The sequence below is a fragment of the Mesorhizobium sp. CNPSo 4688 genome (genome assembly GCF_057784295.1).
Map to the genome: position 1 here is coordinate 18,793 of NZ_JBWLUY010000008.1, position 12,636 is coordinate 31,428.

Sequence of the window (12,636 nt, forward strand, 5' to 3'; positions counted from 1 at the left end):
AGGAAGCATAGGCGTGGCTTGCCGTTGCCGCAAGGTACAGCTCACGCAAAATTACTGCGCGTAATTGTCGCGCGATAGCGTCGCTATTGCCGGCGTTGCCCGCCTGCCACGCTGGCTTCTATGCCGTCCAGACGGTCGAGCAGGTCCCGAAAATGCTCCGGAATGTCGGCCTCGGTGCGGAATGCCGGCAAGCTGCGCAGGAAGCGCTTCGTTGCCTCGGTGCCGAACTGGCGCTTGATATCGCCGGCGAGCTCTTCGCTCCTGTTGCCATTGTTGCCTGTCATTGTCCCAAAATCCTGTGTTGGCTTCGAAACTCTTCCAGCCACGGAATGGTTCCCCCATAGCGGGGTATTGGCAAGCAAAGCCGGCAATCACGGTAAAATTTGAATTAACTTCGAATGACCTTCGCGATCCGTGCCAAGGTCCTCCGAACGGCCCCAAGCATCGCCTGCCCCTTGATTTTTGACCGCCAAACCTCGATATCGGGCGCAAATCCAAACCATTCGAATGACGGGAAATGGCGATGAGCGACCAGGCAAAAGACGAACGCGCGCCCGAGGATATCGAAACGGCCGAGGCCGAGCGCACGCAAGGCGGCATCGACGGCGACTATGAAGCGCTGGTGCGGCTGCTGAAGGAAAATGAGGAACTGAAGGATCGCGCGCTACGCGTCGCGGCCGAGATGGAGAATCTGCGCCGCCGCACAGCCCGCGACGTGCATGACGCGCGCGCCTATGCGGTGGCCAATTTCGCCCGCGACATGCTGTCGGTGTCGGACAATCTGCGCCGCGCGCTCGATGCCATCCCGGCCGAGGCCAAGGCAGCCGGAGATGCCGGCTTCAAGGCGCTGATCGACGGCGTCGAGATCACCGAGCGCGCCATGCTGTCGGCGCTGGAACGGCACGGGGTTAAGAAGCTCGAGCCGGAAGGCGAGAAGTTCGACCCGAATTTCCATCAGGCGATGTTCGAGGTGCCCAATCCTGACGTGCCAGCCAACACCGTGGTCCAGGTCGTGCAGCCGGGCTATTCGATCGGCGAGCGCGTGCTGCGGCCCGCCATGGTCGGCGTCGCCAAGGGCGGCCCCAAGATCGCGGCAGCCGAGGCCCCTGTCGAGCCAGGCCCGGTGAACGAGCAGGCCGAGAAGGATGCGTAGCTAAGGCAATAGGGGAATAAGCAGTAGCGCAGTAGGGAAAGGCAGCCGTACCAACGGTGCGGCTTCGTGCTAAACATACTGCCCTACTGCCCTATTCCCTTACTCCCTGGCCTGCCATGAACGCCATCGACCTGCTCGACTATGCTGGCGTCGCCGTCTTTGCGGCGACCGGGGCGCTGGCGGCTTCGCGCAAGCAGCTCGACATTATCGGCTTCCTGTTCCTGGCCAGCGTCACCGGCATCGGCGGTGGCACACTGCGCGACGTCATCCTCAACCTGCCCGTCTTTTGGGTCAGCAACTCAGGCTATGTGCTGATCTGCGCGGCGGTTGCGGTGCTGGTCTTCTTCTTCGCCCATCGCGTCGACTCGCGCTGGAAATGGCTGCTCTGGCTCGACGCCATCGGATTGGCGGCCTTTTCCGTGATGGGCGCGGCCAAGGGACTGGCTATCACCGGTTCCCCGGTCGTCGCCGTCATTATGGGCGTGCTGACCGCCACATTCGGCGGCATTCTGCGCGATCTGCTGGCCGGCGAGCCGTCGGTGCTGCTGAGGCCCGAAATCTACGTCAGCGCGGCGCTGGCGGGTGCAGGCCTTTATACGCTGGGCGATCTTGCCGGACTGCCGCCGCTCGCCTCGGACCTTGCCGGCTTTGTCGCGGCTTTCCTGGTGCGTGGCGGCGCGCTCAAATTCGGCTGGACGTTTCCGTCCTACAAGAGCCGGCCGGGACGGCGGCCGGAGGATATTCCGTGAAAAGAGGGAATAGCGAATAGGGAGTAGCGAGTAGCGAGTAGGGTGGCAGTCCGCAGGTTGGCGGCATAGCTCTCGCTATTCGCTATTCGCTCAGCGTCAAGCGGCAAACCGTTGCGCTTCGCCGCCATAATAGTTGACGTAGCGGGCGCCGATTTCCTTGACCGGCATCACCACGAACACATCGACGGTGGAGAATTCGCGGTCGATGACGCAGCCCTCGCCGATGCGGGCGCCGACGCGCAGATAGCCCTTGACCAGCGGCGGCATGGCCGCGATCGCCGCCTTGGCGTTTACCGCCTCGATCGGCATCAGGTCCATCGAGCAATAGCGCCCGGACACAGCCCGCACATCCCAGGCTGAGTTGGTGCGGCAGTGATGGGCAAGATAGGTAAGCGCCTCGGCATGCGCCGCCGGCACCGTGCCGTGGAACGACGCACAGCCGGTCATCACACCGATCTCATAGTGCTTGATATAGGCCCAGATGCCTTGCCACAGCGCCTCGATGGTGCGCTTGGAGCGGTATTCCTTAAGAACGCAGGAGCGGCCGAGCTCAAGGAAGCGCTGTCCGGGATGACGGGCAATCAGCTTTGTCAGCTCGAACTCGCCTTCGGAATAGAAGCCGCCGGCGGTCGCTGCGATTTCTTGCCGCAGCAGCCGATAAGTGCCGACGATGCGGCGATGCTCGGGTCCGGAAATCGAGGTGTCCAGCACCAGCAGATGGTCGCAGAGCGGGTCGAAACGGTCGGCGTCGCGCCGATCCTGTGCCTGGAACAGGTCCTTCCTGGCGCCAAGCTCGTCATAAAATACCCGGTAGCGCACTTCCTGCGCGGCAGCGATCTCGGCTTCGTTGCGGGCAAGCCGCACTTCGAGATTGCCGATCCGGCCCAGCGGTGCGCCTGTTGCGACGGCACCGGCGTTACGCGCGGCGAGCAAAGCACCGCCTGCGTTGGGCCGAGTGTCACATTCCGGCATAACTGTATGCACGAGTGATTCTCCTTCGAGCCATCCCTCTTGGCACGGGGATACGGTGTAGGTGCAACAGGATTGTGACAGTACCGTGATACGGCGCAGCGGGCAATACTTCGTCGGCTGGCGAAAACCCTCAACCGGCTACCTTACGTGACAGCATAGAGCACGTTGGAGCGGCCTCAGGCGGCCACCTGGCCTTCGACGGCATGGACCAGCGCGTCGGGGTCCAGCGGCTTGGTGACGAAGCCGCTGGCGCCATGGGCAAGCACTGTGTGGCGGGTCTTTTCCTGGCTGTCGGCCGAAAGCACCATGATCGGAACCGGCGGCACGGCCATTTCTTCCTCGTGGCGGCGGATGGCCGCGATTGCGTCCAGCCCGTCCATGACCGGCATGTGCAGATCCATCAGCACCACGTCGAAACGGTGTTTCAGCCCGGCTTCGGTGATTGCCTCGACCGCGGCCTTGCCGTTGCCGACGACTTTGACCCGATGCCCTGCCTTCAAGAGGGTGGCGCGGGCCAGCATGGCGTTGATGTCGTTGTCTTCGGCAATCAGCACCGACAGGCCTTGATGGCGCGCGCCAGCGGCGCGAAGCGACGCCGCGCCGCTTTTTTCCGGGTTCTTGGGCAGGGGTAAAGCAGGAGCATGGCTGGTCAACAACACGCGCAGCAGCGTTTCGCCGCGCACCGGCCTTGCCAGGAAGGTGGCGTAGCCGCTGGCGCGGAATTCGCCAAGCATGCCGCGGTCGGTCGGCGCGATCAGCGTGATCGCCTCGCAATCGTCAAAGCCGCTCTGGCGCAGGCGCTTGAGCAGCCTGCCATCGCTATCTTCCATGGCGGCGTCGATCAACAGCGCGTCGCAATGTTCGGCGAAAGGCGTCGCCTGGGACGCGGTCGCGGCAACATCGACGGCGCCGCCATGGGCGCGGATGGCACGGGCGATAGCATCGGCCTCTACAGCGTTCTTCGACACGATGACGGCGCGCCGGCCGGCGAGGATATTCTGCCGGTTCTGCGGCGCTTCGGTGGCTCCTGTGGCCGGGAGTTCGAAGACGAATTCCGATCCCTCGCCAAGCCGGCTCGACACTGAAATGGCGCCGCCCATGGCGGTCACCAGGCGCCTCGATATGGCAAGGCCGAGGCCGGCGCCGCCATGGGTGCGGGTCGAGGTGCCGTCGGACTGTTCGAACTCCTCGAAGATGCGCTCCATATCCTCTTCGCGCAGGCCAGGGCCGGTGTCGGCGACGGTGAAGCAGATGCGGTCGCTGGTCTCGGTGCGGGCCCGTGCAACGGAAACCAGCACGCCGCCGGCGTCGGTGAACTTGATCGCGTTTCCGATGAGGTTGAGCAGCACTTGCCTCACTCTTCCCGGATCAGCCATGATCATCTGCGGCACGTCGGGCTCGACATGACAGCCGAGGCCGATGTTCTTGGCGAAGGCTTTCGCCGCCATCAGTTCGATGATGTTGTCGGCGATCTCGCGCAAAGATGTCGGCTGCGGCTCCGGGTCGAAGCGGCCGGCCTCGATCTTGGAATAATCGAGCAGGTCCTCGATGAGCGCCAAAAGCGCGCTGGCCGAGGTCGAGACGGCGCTGACATAGGTGCGCTGCTCCGGCGACAGATTGGTGTCGGCCAGTAGCTTGGCCATCCCCATGATGCCGTTCATCGGCGTGCGTATCTCATGGCTGACGGTGGCGAGGAAGCGCGACTTGGCCTGGCTGGCATATTCAGCGCGCTCGCGCGCGGTGATGAGCGAGGATTCGGCACGTTTGCGGGCGGTGATGTCGCGGGCAATCGCCCGGTGCGAAACGGCGCCGCTGTCCTTGTCGCGCACCGACAGTTCGATCCACGAAAACCAGCGCGGACCGTTCGGCGTGCGGATGGAGACGTCGGTGGAACTCAGGCATTCGTGATCCGAAAAGGCGGCGTCGGGAACGACCCCGACATCGATACCGAGGTCAGCCAGCGTCCTGCCGGCAAGATCGCGCTGATCGGTTCCGACGAGGCTGGCGAAAACCTTGTTGGCATAGACGATGTGGCCGTCGCGGTCGCGATGGACGACGAGGTCGCCCAGCGCATCGATCAAGCCGCGAAAACGCTCCTCGCTCTCCTGCATCTCCCACATGCGGTCGGCCAGCGTCTCGATCTCGGCTCGGCTGCGGGCTGCGGTTTCGTCGAGCAGGGCGGTCGCGCGGTGGACGGTGTGGCGGTTGCGCAGGTGCATGGCGACGCCGCCAAGGCCGGTCGCCAGCAGGCCGAGCGTGATGAAGATCGGTGCGCCGGTGAGGTGGGACAGGCCCGCCAGCACGACACTGGCGACCACGGTCAAGAACAGCAGGCCCTCGTGCGTGGCGCGCGGAAAATCCGGCGCCAGCGGCGGTGGGACAACATGCTGCCGCTTCGGCGTCGCCGGGCTCGGCCCGTCGACGCTTTCGGCACGGTTCTTCTCTTTCCTGGCGGACTCCGCGATCATGCGGAAATCCTTGCCAGATAGAGATTATGGAAAAGCGCGGCGGATCGTTCGAATTTTAGCGGTCATGCATTTTTGGCGGTTTTCCGCATCGCATGATCTTTTCCGAAAACCGGATTCCACTTTTCGGGATTATGCTTCGGAGCCTCACATATCCACGACCACGCGACCCCTGATCTTACCCTCGACGATGTCGTGAGCGGCGGCGATGATGCCGTCGAAGCCGATGGTCGTCGACAGGCCGGCGAGCTTTTCCAGGTCGAGATCGCTGCCGATGCGGCGCCAGGCTTCGAGCCGGACCGCCTTGGGCGCCATTACCGAATCGATGCCGAGCAATGAGACGCCGCGTAGGATGAAGGGGGCAACGCTCGACGGCAGATCCATGCCGCCGGCCAGGCCGCAAGCGGCGACCGCGCCTCCGTAGGCGGTCATCGACAGCACATTGGCCAGAGTGTGGCTGCCGACGGCATCGATGCCGCCGGCCCAGCGCTCCTTGGCCAGCGGCTTGGCCGGCTGGGAGAGTTCGTCGCGCGAAATCACTTCGGCGGCACCGAGGTCGATCAGATAGGGGCTCTCGGCGTTGCGGCCCGTCGAAGCAATGACATGATAGCCGAGGCTGGACAGGATCGAGACCGCGACCGAGCCGACACCGCCGGCCGCACCCGTCACCACCACCGGACCGCGATCCGGCAGGATGCCGTGCCGCTCCAGCGCCATGACGCACAGCATGGCGGTATAGCCGGCGGTCCCGACCGCCATCGCATCGTGCGCGCTGATGCCGTCGGGCAGCGGCACCAGCCAGTCGCCCTTGACGCGGGCGCGCCCGGCGTAGGCGCCGAAATGCGTTTCGCCGACGCCCCAGCCATTGAGGATGACCTTGTCACCCTTGCGCCAGTCGGCATGCGAGGAGGAGATCACGGTGCCGGCGAAGTCGATGCCCGGCACCAAGGGCCAGCGGCGGATCACCGGCGCCTTGCCTGTGATGGCCAGGCCGTCCTTGTAGTTGACCGTCGTCGCCTCGACCGCGACGGTGACATCGCCTTCCATCAGATCGGCTTCGCCGAGGTCGACGATCTCGACCGACTGCTTCTTTTCGGCGTCGCGCGAAACGAGGATGGCTTTGAAGGTTTCGGACACTTTTTTCTCCTCGGTCAGGCAAAGTCTCGCCGGACTGTGCGGCGACCGTCCGGCGCGGTCAATTGGTCAAAGGAATCGGGCGTTCAAGCGTCGGGGCTTTGCGGCTTGGCCTCGCGCCGCCAGCCGATGAACTCGTCGAAGACGACCAGTGCTGCACCCACCGAAATGAAGGCGTCGGCGAGGTTGAAGACGGCGAAGGACCAGACCGGCGTGTGGAACAGTATGTAGTCGATGACGTGGCCGTAGACGGCGCGGTCGATCAGATTGCCGATCGCGCCGCCGATGATCAGCGCAAAGCCGATGCGGGACAGCACATGGCCGGCCGGGGTGCGCGTCGCCAGATAAAGCACGAAGGCAACGACCACGACGGCGATGACGACCAGTCCGGTGTCGCCGAAGGAGGAGAACATCGAGAAAGCGATGCCGGTGTTGTAGGTGCGAAACAGCGCCAGGAACGGCACCAGATCGAGCCTTTCCTGGAAAGCGAGGCCGGTCTCGACCAGATGCTTTATCCACTGGTCAAGCGCGATTGCCACCACCACCAGCAGCGCATAGGGGGACCATGATTTCACGATTTGGCGTCCTCGGGAGCAAGCTTCAGGGCGCCGCGCCGGATCTCGAACAGCATGATGCCGGTGGCGACCGCGAGGTTGAGTGAATCGGCGCGGCCGGCCTGCGGAATCCGGAGCAGCCGGTCGCAGCTTTCGGCCAGATTGTCAGGCAGGCCCTGCTGCTCATTGCCCATCATCAGCAGCACCGGCCCCCTGGAGAAATCGATCGAGCGGTAATCGACCGCACCCTTCAGATGGGTTCCAACGACGAGGCCCGAGAAGCTGTTTCGCCAGGCCAGGAACGCTTCCGGCGTAGCCTTGGTTACCGGCACAGCGAAGATCGAGCCCATGGTGGCGCGCACGGTTTCGACGGAGAAAGGATCGGTGGTCTCGCCGACCAGGATGACGCCCTTGGCGCCGACGGCATCGACGGTGCGGATGACGGTGCCGAGATTGCCGGGGTCGCGCACCCGGTCGAGCGCCACCCAGACGTCACCATCGCGGGCGCGGATGTCTCTTAGCGGCAGAAGTTTCTGCTGGAAGACGCCGACCACCATTTGCGGATTGTCGCGGCGGGTGATGGCGACGAGCACCTTTTCCGACACTTCGAGCACGGTGCCGCCGGCGGCGACCGTGCGCGCCGCCACCTTCTCGACCGCGGCATTGCCGCGTCCGGCCTTGGCGAACACCAGCGTCCTGATCGACCAGCCTAGGTCGAGCGCGTCGATGACCAGCTTCAGCCCTTCGGCCATGAAGGCATTCTGCTGGTCGCGGAATTTCTTCTGGGCGAGCGCCTTGATGTCCTTGATCAACGGGTTGGCGAGGCTGGTGACTTCCTTCACCTGCCCCGGCGCGCCGGCGTGCCGCTCATTCATTCATGACTCCCGGGCATTCAGGTCCCCCGGGCATTCAGGCCACCCAGCGCGAAAACAGCGATGTCGACAGCGCCCGGCCGGCGGATTGCTCGCGGATGATCAGTTCGCCTGATTCAACCGTGCCGCCCATGCCGGCAAAAGTATCGCGCATCAGGGCATGGATGGCGAAGAAAGAGGCGCGGATCGAATAGGCGGTCAGCACCACCGCCAGAGGCTTCGGCGTCAGGATCGAGCGGCAAAGGTCGGTCAGGCCGGGCAGATCCTCGAACAATTGCCAGACCTCGCCCTTTGGGCCGCGACCATAGGCGGGCGGGTCGAACAGGATGATGTCGTAGCGGCTGCCGCGGCGCTCCTCGCGCTCGGCAAATTTTACCGCATCGTCGACGATCCAGCGGATCGGCTTGCTGCCGAGGCCGGCCAGTTCCTGGTTTTCGCGGGCCCAGCCGATCGCCTTCTTCGAGGCATCGACATGGGTGACTTCGGCGCCGGCTCGGGCTGCTACGAGAGAAGCGAGCCCGGTGTAGCCGAACAGGTTCAGCACCTTGACCGGGCGCTTCGCCGCCGCGATCAGGCTGGCCATATGGTCCCAATGCGAGGCCTGCTCAGGGAAGACGCCGACATGGCGAAACGAGGTGAAGCGGCCGAGATAATCGATGCCGTCATGCTTCATCGGCCAGGTCTCGCCGAGCGGCATTTTGGGAAAGCGCCAGCGGCCGATGCCTTCCTCGTCGGTGTCGCCGGTGAAGACGGCGTCGGCGCGGTCCCAGTCCCGGGCCGGCAAGGCCTTTTGCCAGATCGCCTGGCCTTCGGGCCGCACGATACGGTAGGGGCCGTATTGTTCGAGTTTTTCGCCGGCACCGCTGTCGAGCAGCGCATAATCCTGGTTGGGCGCCACTTCGAGGATCACCGGCAGGCGCTCGGCGGGCAGGGCGCCGTCGCGGCGCGCAAGGATGCGCGGCGCCGGCTTCGGATCAGACCGGTCGTCCGGTTTTGTTTCGTGACGCTTGGCTTCCGGTCGGACTGGCGCAGCGGCTGGCTGCGGCCGCACGTGTTCTGTCCTGCCCTTTGCGGGCGGACGGTTGTCGCGGCGTTTGTCGCGAAAAGACTTCAAGCAGGAATGTCTCCGGAGGCGGCAGGCCGCTTTTGACATAGGGTCACCGGCTGCGCAAACAAAATGGTCCAGCACACGAATGTCCGAGGTGGTGGACCTCGCCTGAGGAAACAGGCAAATCTGGGCGATGTCCCGTTCCGAACGCCTGCTCGACCTGATCCAGATCCTGCGCCGGCATCGCCGGCCGGTCAGCGGCCACACGCTTGCCGGCGAGATGGGCGTTTCGATCCGCACGCTCTACCGCGACATCGCCACGCTGCAGGGGCAGGGCGCGCCGATCGAGGGCGAGGCGGGGCTGGGCTATGTGCTCAAGCCCGGCTTCATGCTGCCGCCACTGATGTTCAGCGACGAGGAGATCGAGGCCATCGTGCTCGGATCGCGTTGGGTTGCCAGACAACCGGACAAGCGTCTGTCGGCCGCCGCGACCGACGCGCTGGCCAAGATCGCTGCGGTATTGCCGGACGATCTGCGCGAGGACCTCGATGCAAACGCGCTACTGGTCGGGCCGCGCGGTGAGTTGGTCGAAAGCATCGACCTCGGCGTGGTGCGGCAGGCGATCCGCAACGAGAGAAAACTCGGCTTTCTCTATCGTGATGCCGGCGGCGCCGCGTCCGAGCGCATGGTCTGGCCATTTGCGCTCGGGTTTTTCGACAAGGTGCGGGTGGTGGCGGCCTGGTGCGAGACGCGGCAGGATTTCCGCCATTTTCGCGCCGACCGCATGTCCGATCTCAACACAACCGACATCCGCTATCCACGCCGGCGGCAGGCGCTGCTGAAGGAATGGCGGGCGACATTGGATGCCTCGAAGCGTCAGCCCGGCGCCTGAGGCTTCGATCGCTGCTGCCAGAATCTGACAGTAAGGTCGCCTATGCTCCTCCAATCGAATCCTTGGAGAGCAGACATGAACACCCCCAATTTCGTCATCCTCTATGTCGACAGCCCGGAGCGGAGCGGCGCCTTCTATGCCAGCTTGCTTGGGCGCAAGCCGGTTGAGACTTCACCGACCTTTGCGATGTTTGTTCTCGACAAGGGCTTCAAGCTCGGCCTCTGGTCGCGCCATACCGTTGAGCCGGCGGCCGCCACGACGGGCGGAGGCGGCGAACTTGTGCTGGCAGTCGAAAACGCGGCAGCGGTGGACGCCACGCATGCAGACTGGGCGAGGCGCGGCCTCGAGATTCTGCAAGCGCCGACCTACCTGGATTTCGGCCGCACCTTCGTCGCTCTCGATCCGGACAACCATCGCCTGCGCGTCTATTGGCCGTTCGAAGGAGCTCAGGGATGAGCGCCCATTGGATCGCGGTGGCTTCGGCCGAACATGTGCGGCGCGGCCGCGCGGCCGGCTTCATGCAGGTCAACCATGGCAAGGCAGCGCCGCTGCGCCGCATCAAGCCGGGCGACGGTGTGGTCTACTACTCGCCGACCACCGTCTTGGGCGAAAAGGACGGGCTGCAGGCTTTCACCGCCATCGGCACGGTGCGCGAAGGCGAGCCTTACCAGGGCGATATGGGCGCCGGCTTCACGCCGTTCCGGCGCGACGTCGCATGGTCGAACGGGACGGAAGCGCCGATCAAGCCGCTGCTCGAACAACTCGACTTCACCAAGGGCAAATCGAACTGGGGCTATCAGCTGCGCTTCGGCCTGTTCGAGATCAGCCAGCACGATTTCCAGCTGATAGCGCAGGCGATGGACGCCAACATCGCCGACGCGGCATGAGGGTCCTCGGCCTGATTGGCAATGGTGACAAGGGCTGCCGACGCCGAGCCGTCAGCAGCCTTGGCGACAACAGTACCATGGTTTGAACCGCTGCAATTTGTTCCAAGGAGAATAGCATGGACCTCGTATCGATCCGCATCATCACCGACGAGATCAAACCTCTGGTGGCCTTCTACGAGGCGATCACCGGCCTGACCGCAACCTGGTTCACCGACGATTTCGCCGAACTGGCAACGCCCTCGTGCACGCTGGCGATCGGCAGCACGCGCACGCTGGCGCTGTTCGGAACGGATGTGGCGCAGCCGGCCGCCAATCGCTCAGTGATCATCGAGTTTCGTGTCGGCGATGTCGACGCGGAGTACAGCAGGCTGAGGGAAATCACCGGCGACTTCGTGCAGACGCCGACGACGATGCCATGGGGCAACCGATCGTTGCTGCTGCACGGTCCCGATGGCAATCTGGTGAACTTCTTCACTCCGGTCAGCGCGGAAGCAATCCGGAAGTTCGATCGCAAGGCTGGCGCCGTAGCGCCGGCAGACGCTACGGCTTGAGCGCGTTGTAGACGGCAATGCCGGCGGCGAGGTCCTCGAGCGCCGCGCCGACCGACTTGAACAGCGTGATCTCACCGGGGCTTTGCCGGCCCTGTTTTTCGCCGCGCGCCAGTTCATGCAGATCGGCGACGATGGCTTCCGGCTTCAGCACGCCGGAGGCGAGCGGCTGGACGATGTCGCCGGCTTCCTTGGTGGCGCCGGCGCGGGTGTCGACATAGATGCGGGCGCGCGCGATCGCATCGTCATCGCTTTCGCGCATGGTCGGCGTGAAGCCGCCGACCAGATCGACATGTGCGCCCGGTTTCAAGAGCGCGCCCTTGACGAGCGGCGTCGTCGTGATCGTCGCCGACGAGACGATGTCGGCCTGAGCAAGCTCGGCGTCGAGATCGCTAGCGGCTTCAGCGTTGAGACCTTCCTCGCGCAAATCGGCCGCAACCTTTTCGGCATTGGCCGGCGTGCGGTTCCAGATGCGGATGGTCTTGATCGGCCGAACCGCCGAATGCGCCTTGGCCAGGAACGGCGACAGCGCGCCGGCGCCTACCACCAAGAGCCGCGAGGCGTCCTCGCGGGCGAGATAGGAGGCGGCCAGCGCCGAGGCGCAAGCGGTGCGCCACTGCGTCAGCCGCTGGCCGTCGATCAGCGCCTCGGGCTCGCCGGTGGCGCCGTTGAGCAGGAGGTAGAGCCCCATGACAGCCGGTTTGCCGATGGCGTTGTTGTCGGGCGATACGGTTACGATCTTGACGCCGATATGACCGCCCGCCGAGGTGCCGGCGGCATGGAAATCGGTCCAGGCCGGCATCAAAAGCAGCGTCGACGTGGCACCGTCGGGCCGCTCGACCCCGTGGTGATGGCGGACGGGCTGCACAGCACCCTCGCGGAAGGCCGCGCGCAATGTCTCGACCAGTCCGGGAAAGCTCAGCGCCTGGTCGACAGCGTCGGCCGAAATGGTCAGCATGCAAAACTCCGCGAAGGTAATAGCGCCGGCTTCAGGCCGTTGGCTTCGGCAGCGCCGTCCCTGGGGCAGAACCTTGCGGCGCGGCCGGCACGCGGCTGACCGCCTGGCGCAAATTCTCGGCCTCGACGCCGCGCTGGCGCGCCAGCTTGCGGTAGCGGCCTTGCTTGACCCAGGTCGCCAGGCTGCCGACGACCATGCCGATGGCGAGCGCCACGAACAGGAAGATAAACAGCGGCAAGTTCAGCGTCAGCTTCGGATTGCCCGGGTTGAACGGATCGAGCGTGAAGGCGACGAGCTCGCGGTTAGCGACGGCCAGTGCAATCAGGATGACGGCCAGCGGCACGAAGACCACGATAAGTATGAAGCGGTTGAACATAGAGATTCCTTGGGAAAGGCAGGCCTTG

15 protein-coding genes are annotated in these 12,636 nt (G+C 64.6%); 6 read left to right on the forward strand and 9 right to left on the reverse strand.

Annotation, left to right across the window (positions count from 1 at the left end; all coding sequences use genetic code 11):
- Positions 1–83 precede the first annotated feature (83 nt).
- On the reverse strand, positions 84–284 hold the full coding sequence (locus AC04SH_RS16065) for a hypothetical protein (RefSeq protein WP_477233285.1): 201 nt from the start codon (positions 282–284) through the stop codon (positions 84–86).
- Between the two features lie 239 nt (positions 285–523).
- Here AC04SH_RS16065 and grpE point away from each other — a divergent pair, with 239 nt between their 5' ends.
- Both grpE and AC04SH_RS16075 read left to right on the forward strand, forming a co-directional pair.
- Positions 524–1,153, forward strand: a complete 630-nt coding sequence (gene grpE / locus AC04SH_RS16070; protein ID WP_112562714.1) for a nucleotide exchange factor GrpE — start codon at positions 524–526, stop codon at positions 1,151–1,153.
- A gap of 116 nt (positions 1,154–1,269) precedes the next feature.
- The gene (locus tag AC04SH_RS16075; protein WP_477233284.1) at positions 1,270–1,902 is read left to right on the forward strand and encodes a trimeric intracellular cation channel family protein; all 633 of its coding nucleotides are present in this window, start codon (positions 1,270–1,272) and stop codon (positions 1,900–1,902) included.
- Positions 1,903–1,998: 96 nt separating this feature from the next.
- Here AC04SH_RS16075 and olsB read toward each other — a convergent pair whose 3' ends face one another.
- From olsB to AC04SH_RS16105, 6 genes are all read right to left on the reverse strand, one after another.
- On the reverse strand, positions 1,999–2,874 hold the full coding sequence (olsB, locus tag AC04SH_RS16080; RefSeq protein ID WP_488576037.1) for a l-ornithine N(alpha)-acyltransferase: 876 nt from the start codon (positions 2,872–2,874) through the stop codon (positions 1,999–2,001).
- A 176-nt stretch (positions 2,875–3,050) separates the two neighbouring features.
- Positions 3,051–5,342 (reverse strand): response regulator, encoded by a 2,292-nt coding sequence (locus tag AC04SH_RS16085; RefSeq protein WP_488575755.1) that lies wholly within the window; start codon positions 5,340–5,342, stop codon positions 3,051–3,053.
- Positions 5,343–5,486: 144 nt separating this feature from the next.
- Entirely contained in the window at positions 5,487–6,476 is a 990-nt protein-coding gene (acuI, locus tag AC04SH_RS16090; protein WP_488575756.1) for an acrylyl-CoA reductase (NADPH), read from the reverse strand.
- 83 nt (positions 6,477–6,559) lie between these two features.
- Complete coding sequence (gene lspA / locus AC04SH_RS16095; protein WP_488575757.1) at positions 6,560–7,048, reverse strand: signal peptidase II; 489 nt, start codon at positions 7,046–7,048, stop codon at positions 6,560–6,562.
- A complete protein-coding gene (locus AC04SH_RS16100; RefSeq protein WP_488575758.1) occupies positions 7,045–7,902 on the reverse strand; it encodes a TrmH family RNA methyltransferase in 858 nt (285 codons plus the stop codon). The genes lspA and AC04SH_RS16100 overlap by 4 nt, the downstream gene beginning before the upstream one ends.
- A 34-nt stretch (positions 7,903–7,936) precedes the next feature.
- Positions 7,937–9,013: an RsmD family RNA methyltransferase gene (locus AC04SH_RS16105; RefSeq protein WP_488575759.1), complete on the reverse strand. Its 1,077-nt coding sequence runs from the start codon at positions 9,011–9,013 to the stop codon at positions 7,937–7,939.
- Between the two features lie 127 nt (positions 9,014–9,140).
- Here AC04SH_RS16105 and AC04SH_RS16110 point away from each other — a divergent pair, with 127 nt between their 5' ends.
- The 4 genes from AC04SH_RS16110 (at position 9,141) to AC04SH_RS16125 (ending at position 11,277) form a co-directional block, all read left to right on the forward strand.
- The gene (locus AC04SH_RS16110) at positions 9,141–9,839 is read left to right on the forward strand and encodes a helix-turn-helix transcriptional regulator (RefSeq protein ID WP_488575760.1); all 699 of its coding nucleotides are present in this window, start codon (positions 9,141–9,143) and stop codon (positions 9,837–9,839) included.
- A gap of 75 nt (positions 9,840–9,914) precedes the next feature.
- Positions 9,915–10,295, forward strand: coding sequence for a VOC family protein (locus AC04SH_RS16115; protein ID WP_488575761.1), 381 nt, complete (start codon positions 9,915–9,917; stop codon positions 10,293–10,295).
- The gene (locus AC04SH_RS16120) at positions 10,292–10,726 is read left to right on the forward strand and encodes an EVE domain-containing protein (protein WP_488575762.1); all 435 of its coding nucleotides are present in this window, start codon (positions 10,292–10,294) and stop codon (positions 10,724–10,726) included. Before AC04SH_RS16115 ends, AC04SH_RS16120 begins: the two co-directional genes overlap by 4 nt.
- A 116-nt stretch (positions 10,727–10,842) precedes the next feature.
- A complete protein-coding gene (locus tag AC04SH_RS16125) occupies positions 10,843–11,277 on the forward strand; it encodes a VOC family protein (protein ID WP_488575763.1) in 435 nt (144 codons plus the stop codon).
- On the opposite strand, the gene lhpI is transcribed toward AC04SH_RS16125, so the two are convergent.
- Both lhpI and AC04SH_RS16135 read right to left on the reverse strand, forming a co-directional pair.
- On the reverse strand, positions 11,267–12,232 hold the full coding sequence (gene lhpI, locus AC04SH_RS16130; RefSeq protein ID WP_488575764.1) for a bifunctional Delta(1)-pyrroline-2-carboxylate/Delta(1)-piperideine-2-carboxylate reductase: 966 nt from the start codon (positions 12,230–12,232) through the stop codon (positions 11,267–11,269). The genes AC04SH_RS16125 and lhpI overlap by 11 nt on opposite strands.
- 31 nt (positions 12,233–12,263) lie before the next feature.
- Positions 12,264–12,608 carry a lipopolysaccharide assembly protein LapA domain-containing protein gene (locus tag AC04SH_RS16135; protein ID WP_112562691.1) on the reverse strand — a complete coding sequence of 115 codons (345 nt, stop codon included), beginning with the start codon at positions 12,606–12,608 and terminating at the stop codon, positions 12,264–12,266.
- Positions 12,609–12,636: the final 28 nt, after the last annotated feature.

Coding starts and splice junctions, on each gene's coding strand:
- AC04SH_RS16065 (WP_477233285.1), bottom strand. CDS start 284: ATGACAGGCAACAATGGCAACAGGAGCGAAGAGCTCGCCGGCGATATC.
- grpE (WP_112562714.1), top strand. CDS start 524: ATGAGCGACCAGGCAAAAGACGAACGCGCGCCCGAGGATATCGAAACG.
- AC04SH_RS16075 (WP_477233284.1), top strand. CDS start 1,270: ATGAACGCCATCGACCTGCTCGACTATGCTGGCGTCGCCGTCTTTGCG.
- olsB (WP_488576037.1), bottom strand. CDS start 2,874: ATGCCGGAATGTGACACTCGGCCCAACGCAGGCGGTGCTTTGCTCGCC.
- AC04SH_RS16085 (WP_488575755.1), bottom strand. CDS start 5,342: ATGATCGCGGAGTCCGCCAGGAAAGAGAAGAACCGTGCCGAAAGCGTC.
- AC04SH_RS16100 (WP_488575758.1), bottom strand. CDS start 7,902: ATGAATGAGCGGCACGCCGGCGCGCCGGGGCAGGTGAAGGAAGTCACC.
- AC04SH_RS16110 (WP_488575760.1), top strand. CDS start 9,141: ATGTCCCGTTCCGAACGCCTGCTCGACCTGATCCAGATCCTGCGCCGG.
- AC04SH_RS16115 (WP_488575761.1), top strand. CDS start 9,915: ATGAACACCCCCAATTTCGTCATCCTCTATGTCGACAGCCCGGAGCGG.
- AC04SH_RS16120 (WP_488575762.1), top strand. CDS start 10,292: ATGAGCGCCCATTGGATCGCGGTGGCTTCGGCCGAACATGTGCGGCGC.
- AC04SH_RS16125 (WP_488575763.1), top strand. CDS start 10,843: ATGGACCTCGTATCGATCCGCATCATCACCGACGAGATCAAACCTCTG.
- lhpI (WP_488575764.1), bottom strand. CDS start 12,232: ATGCTGACCATTTCGGCCGACGCTGTCGACCAGGCGCTGAGCTTTCCC.
- AC04SH_RS16135 (WP_112562691.1), bottom strand. CDS start 12,608: ATGTTCAACCGCTTCATACTTATCGTGGTCTTCGTGCCGCTGGCCGTC.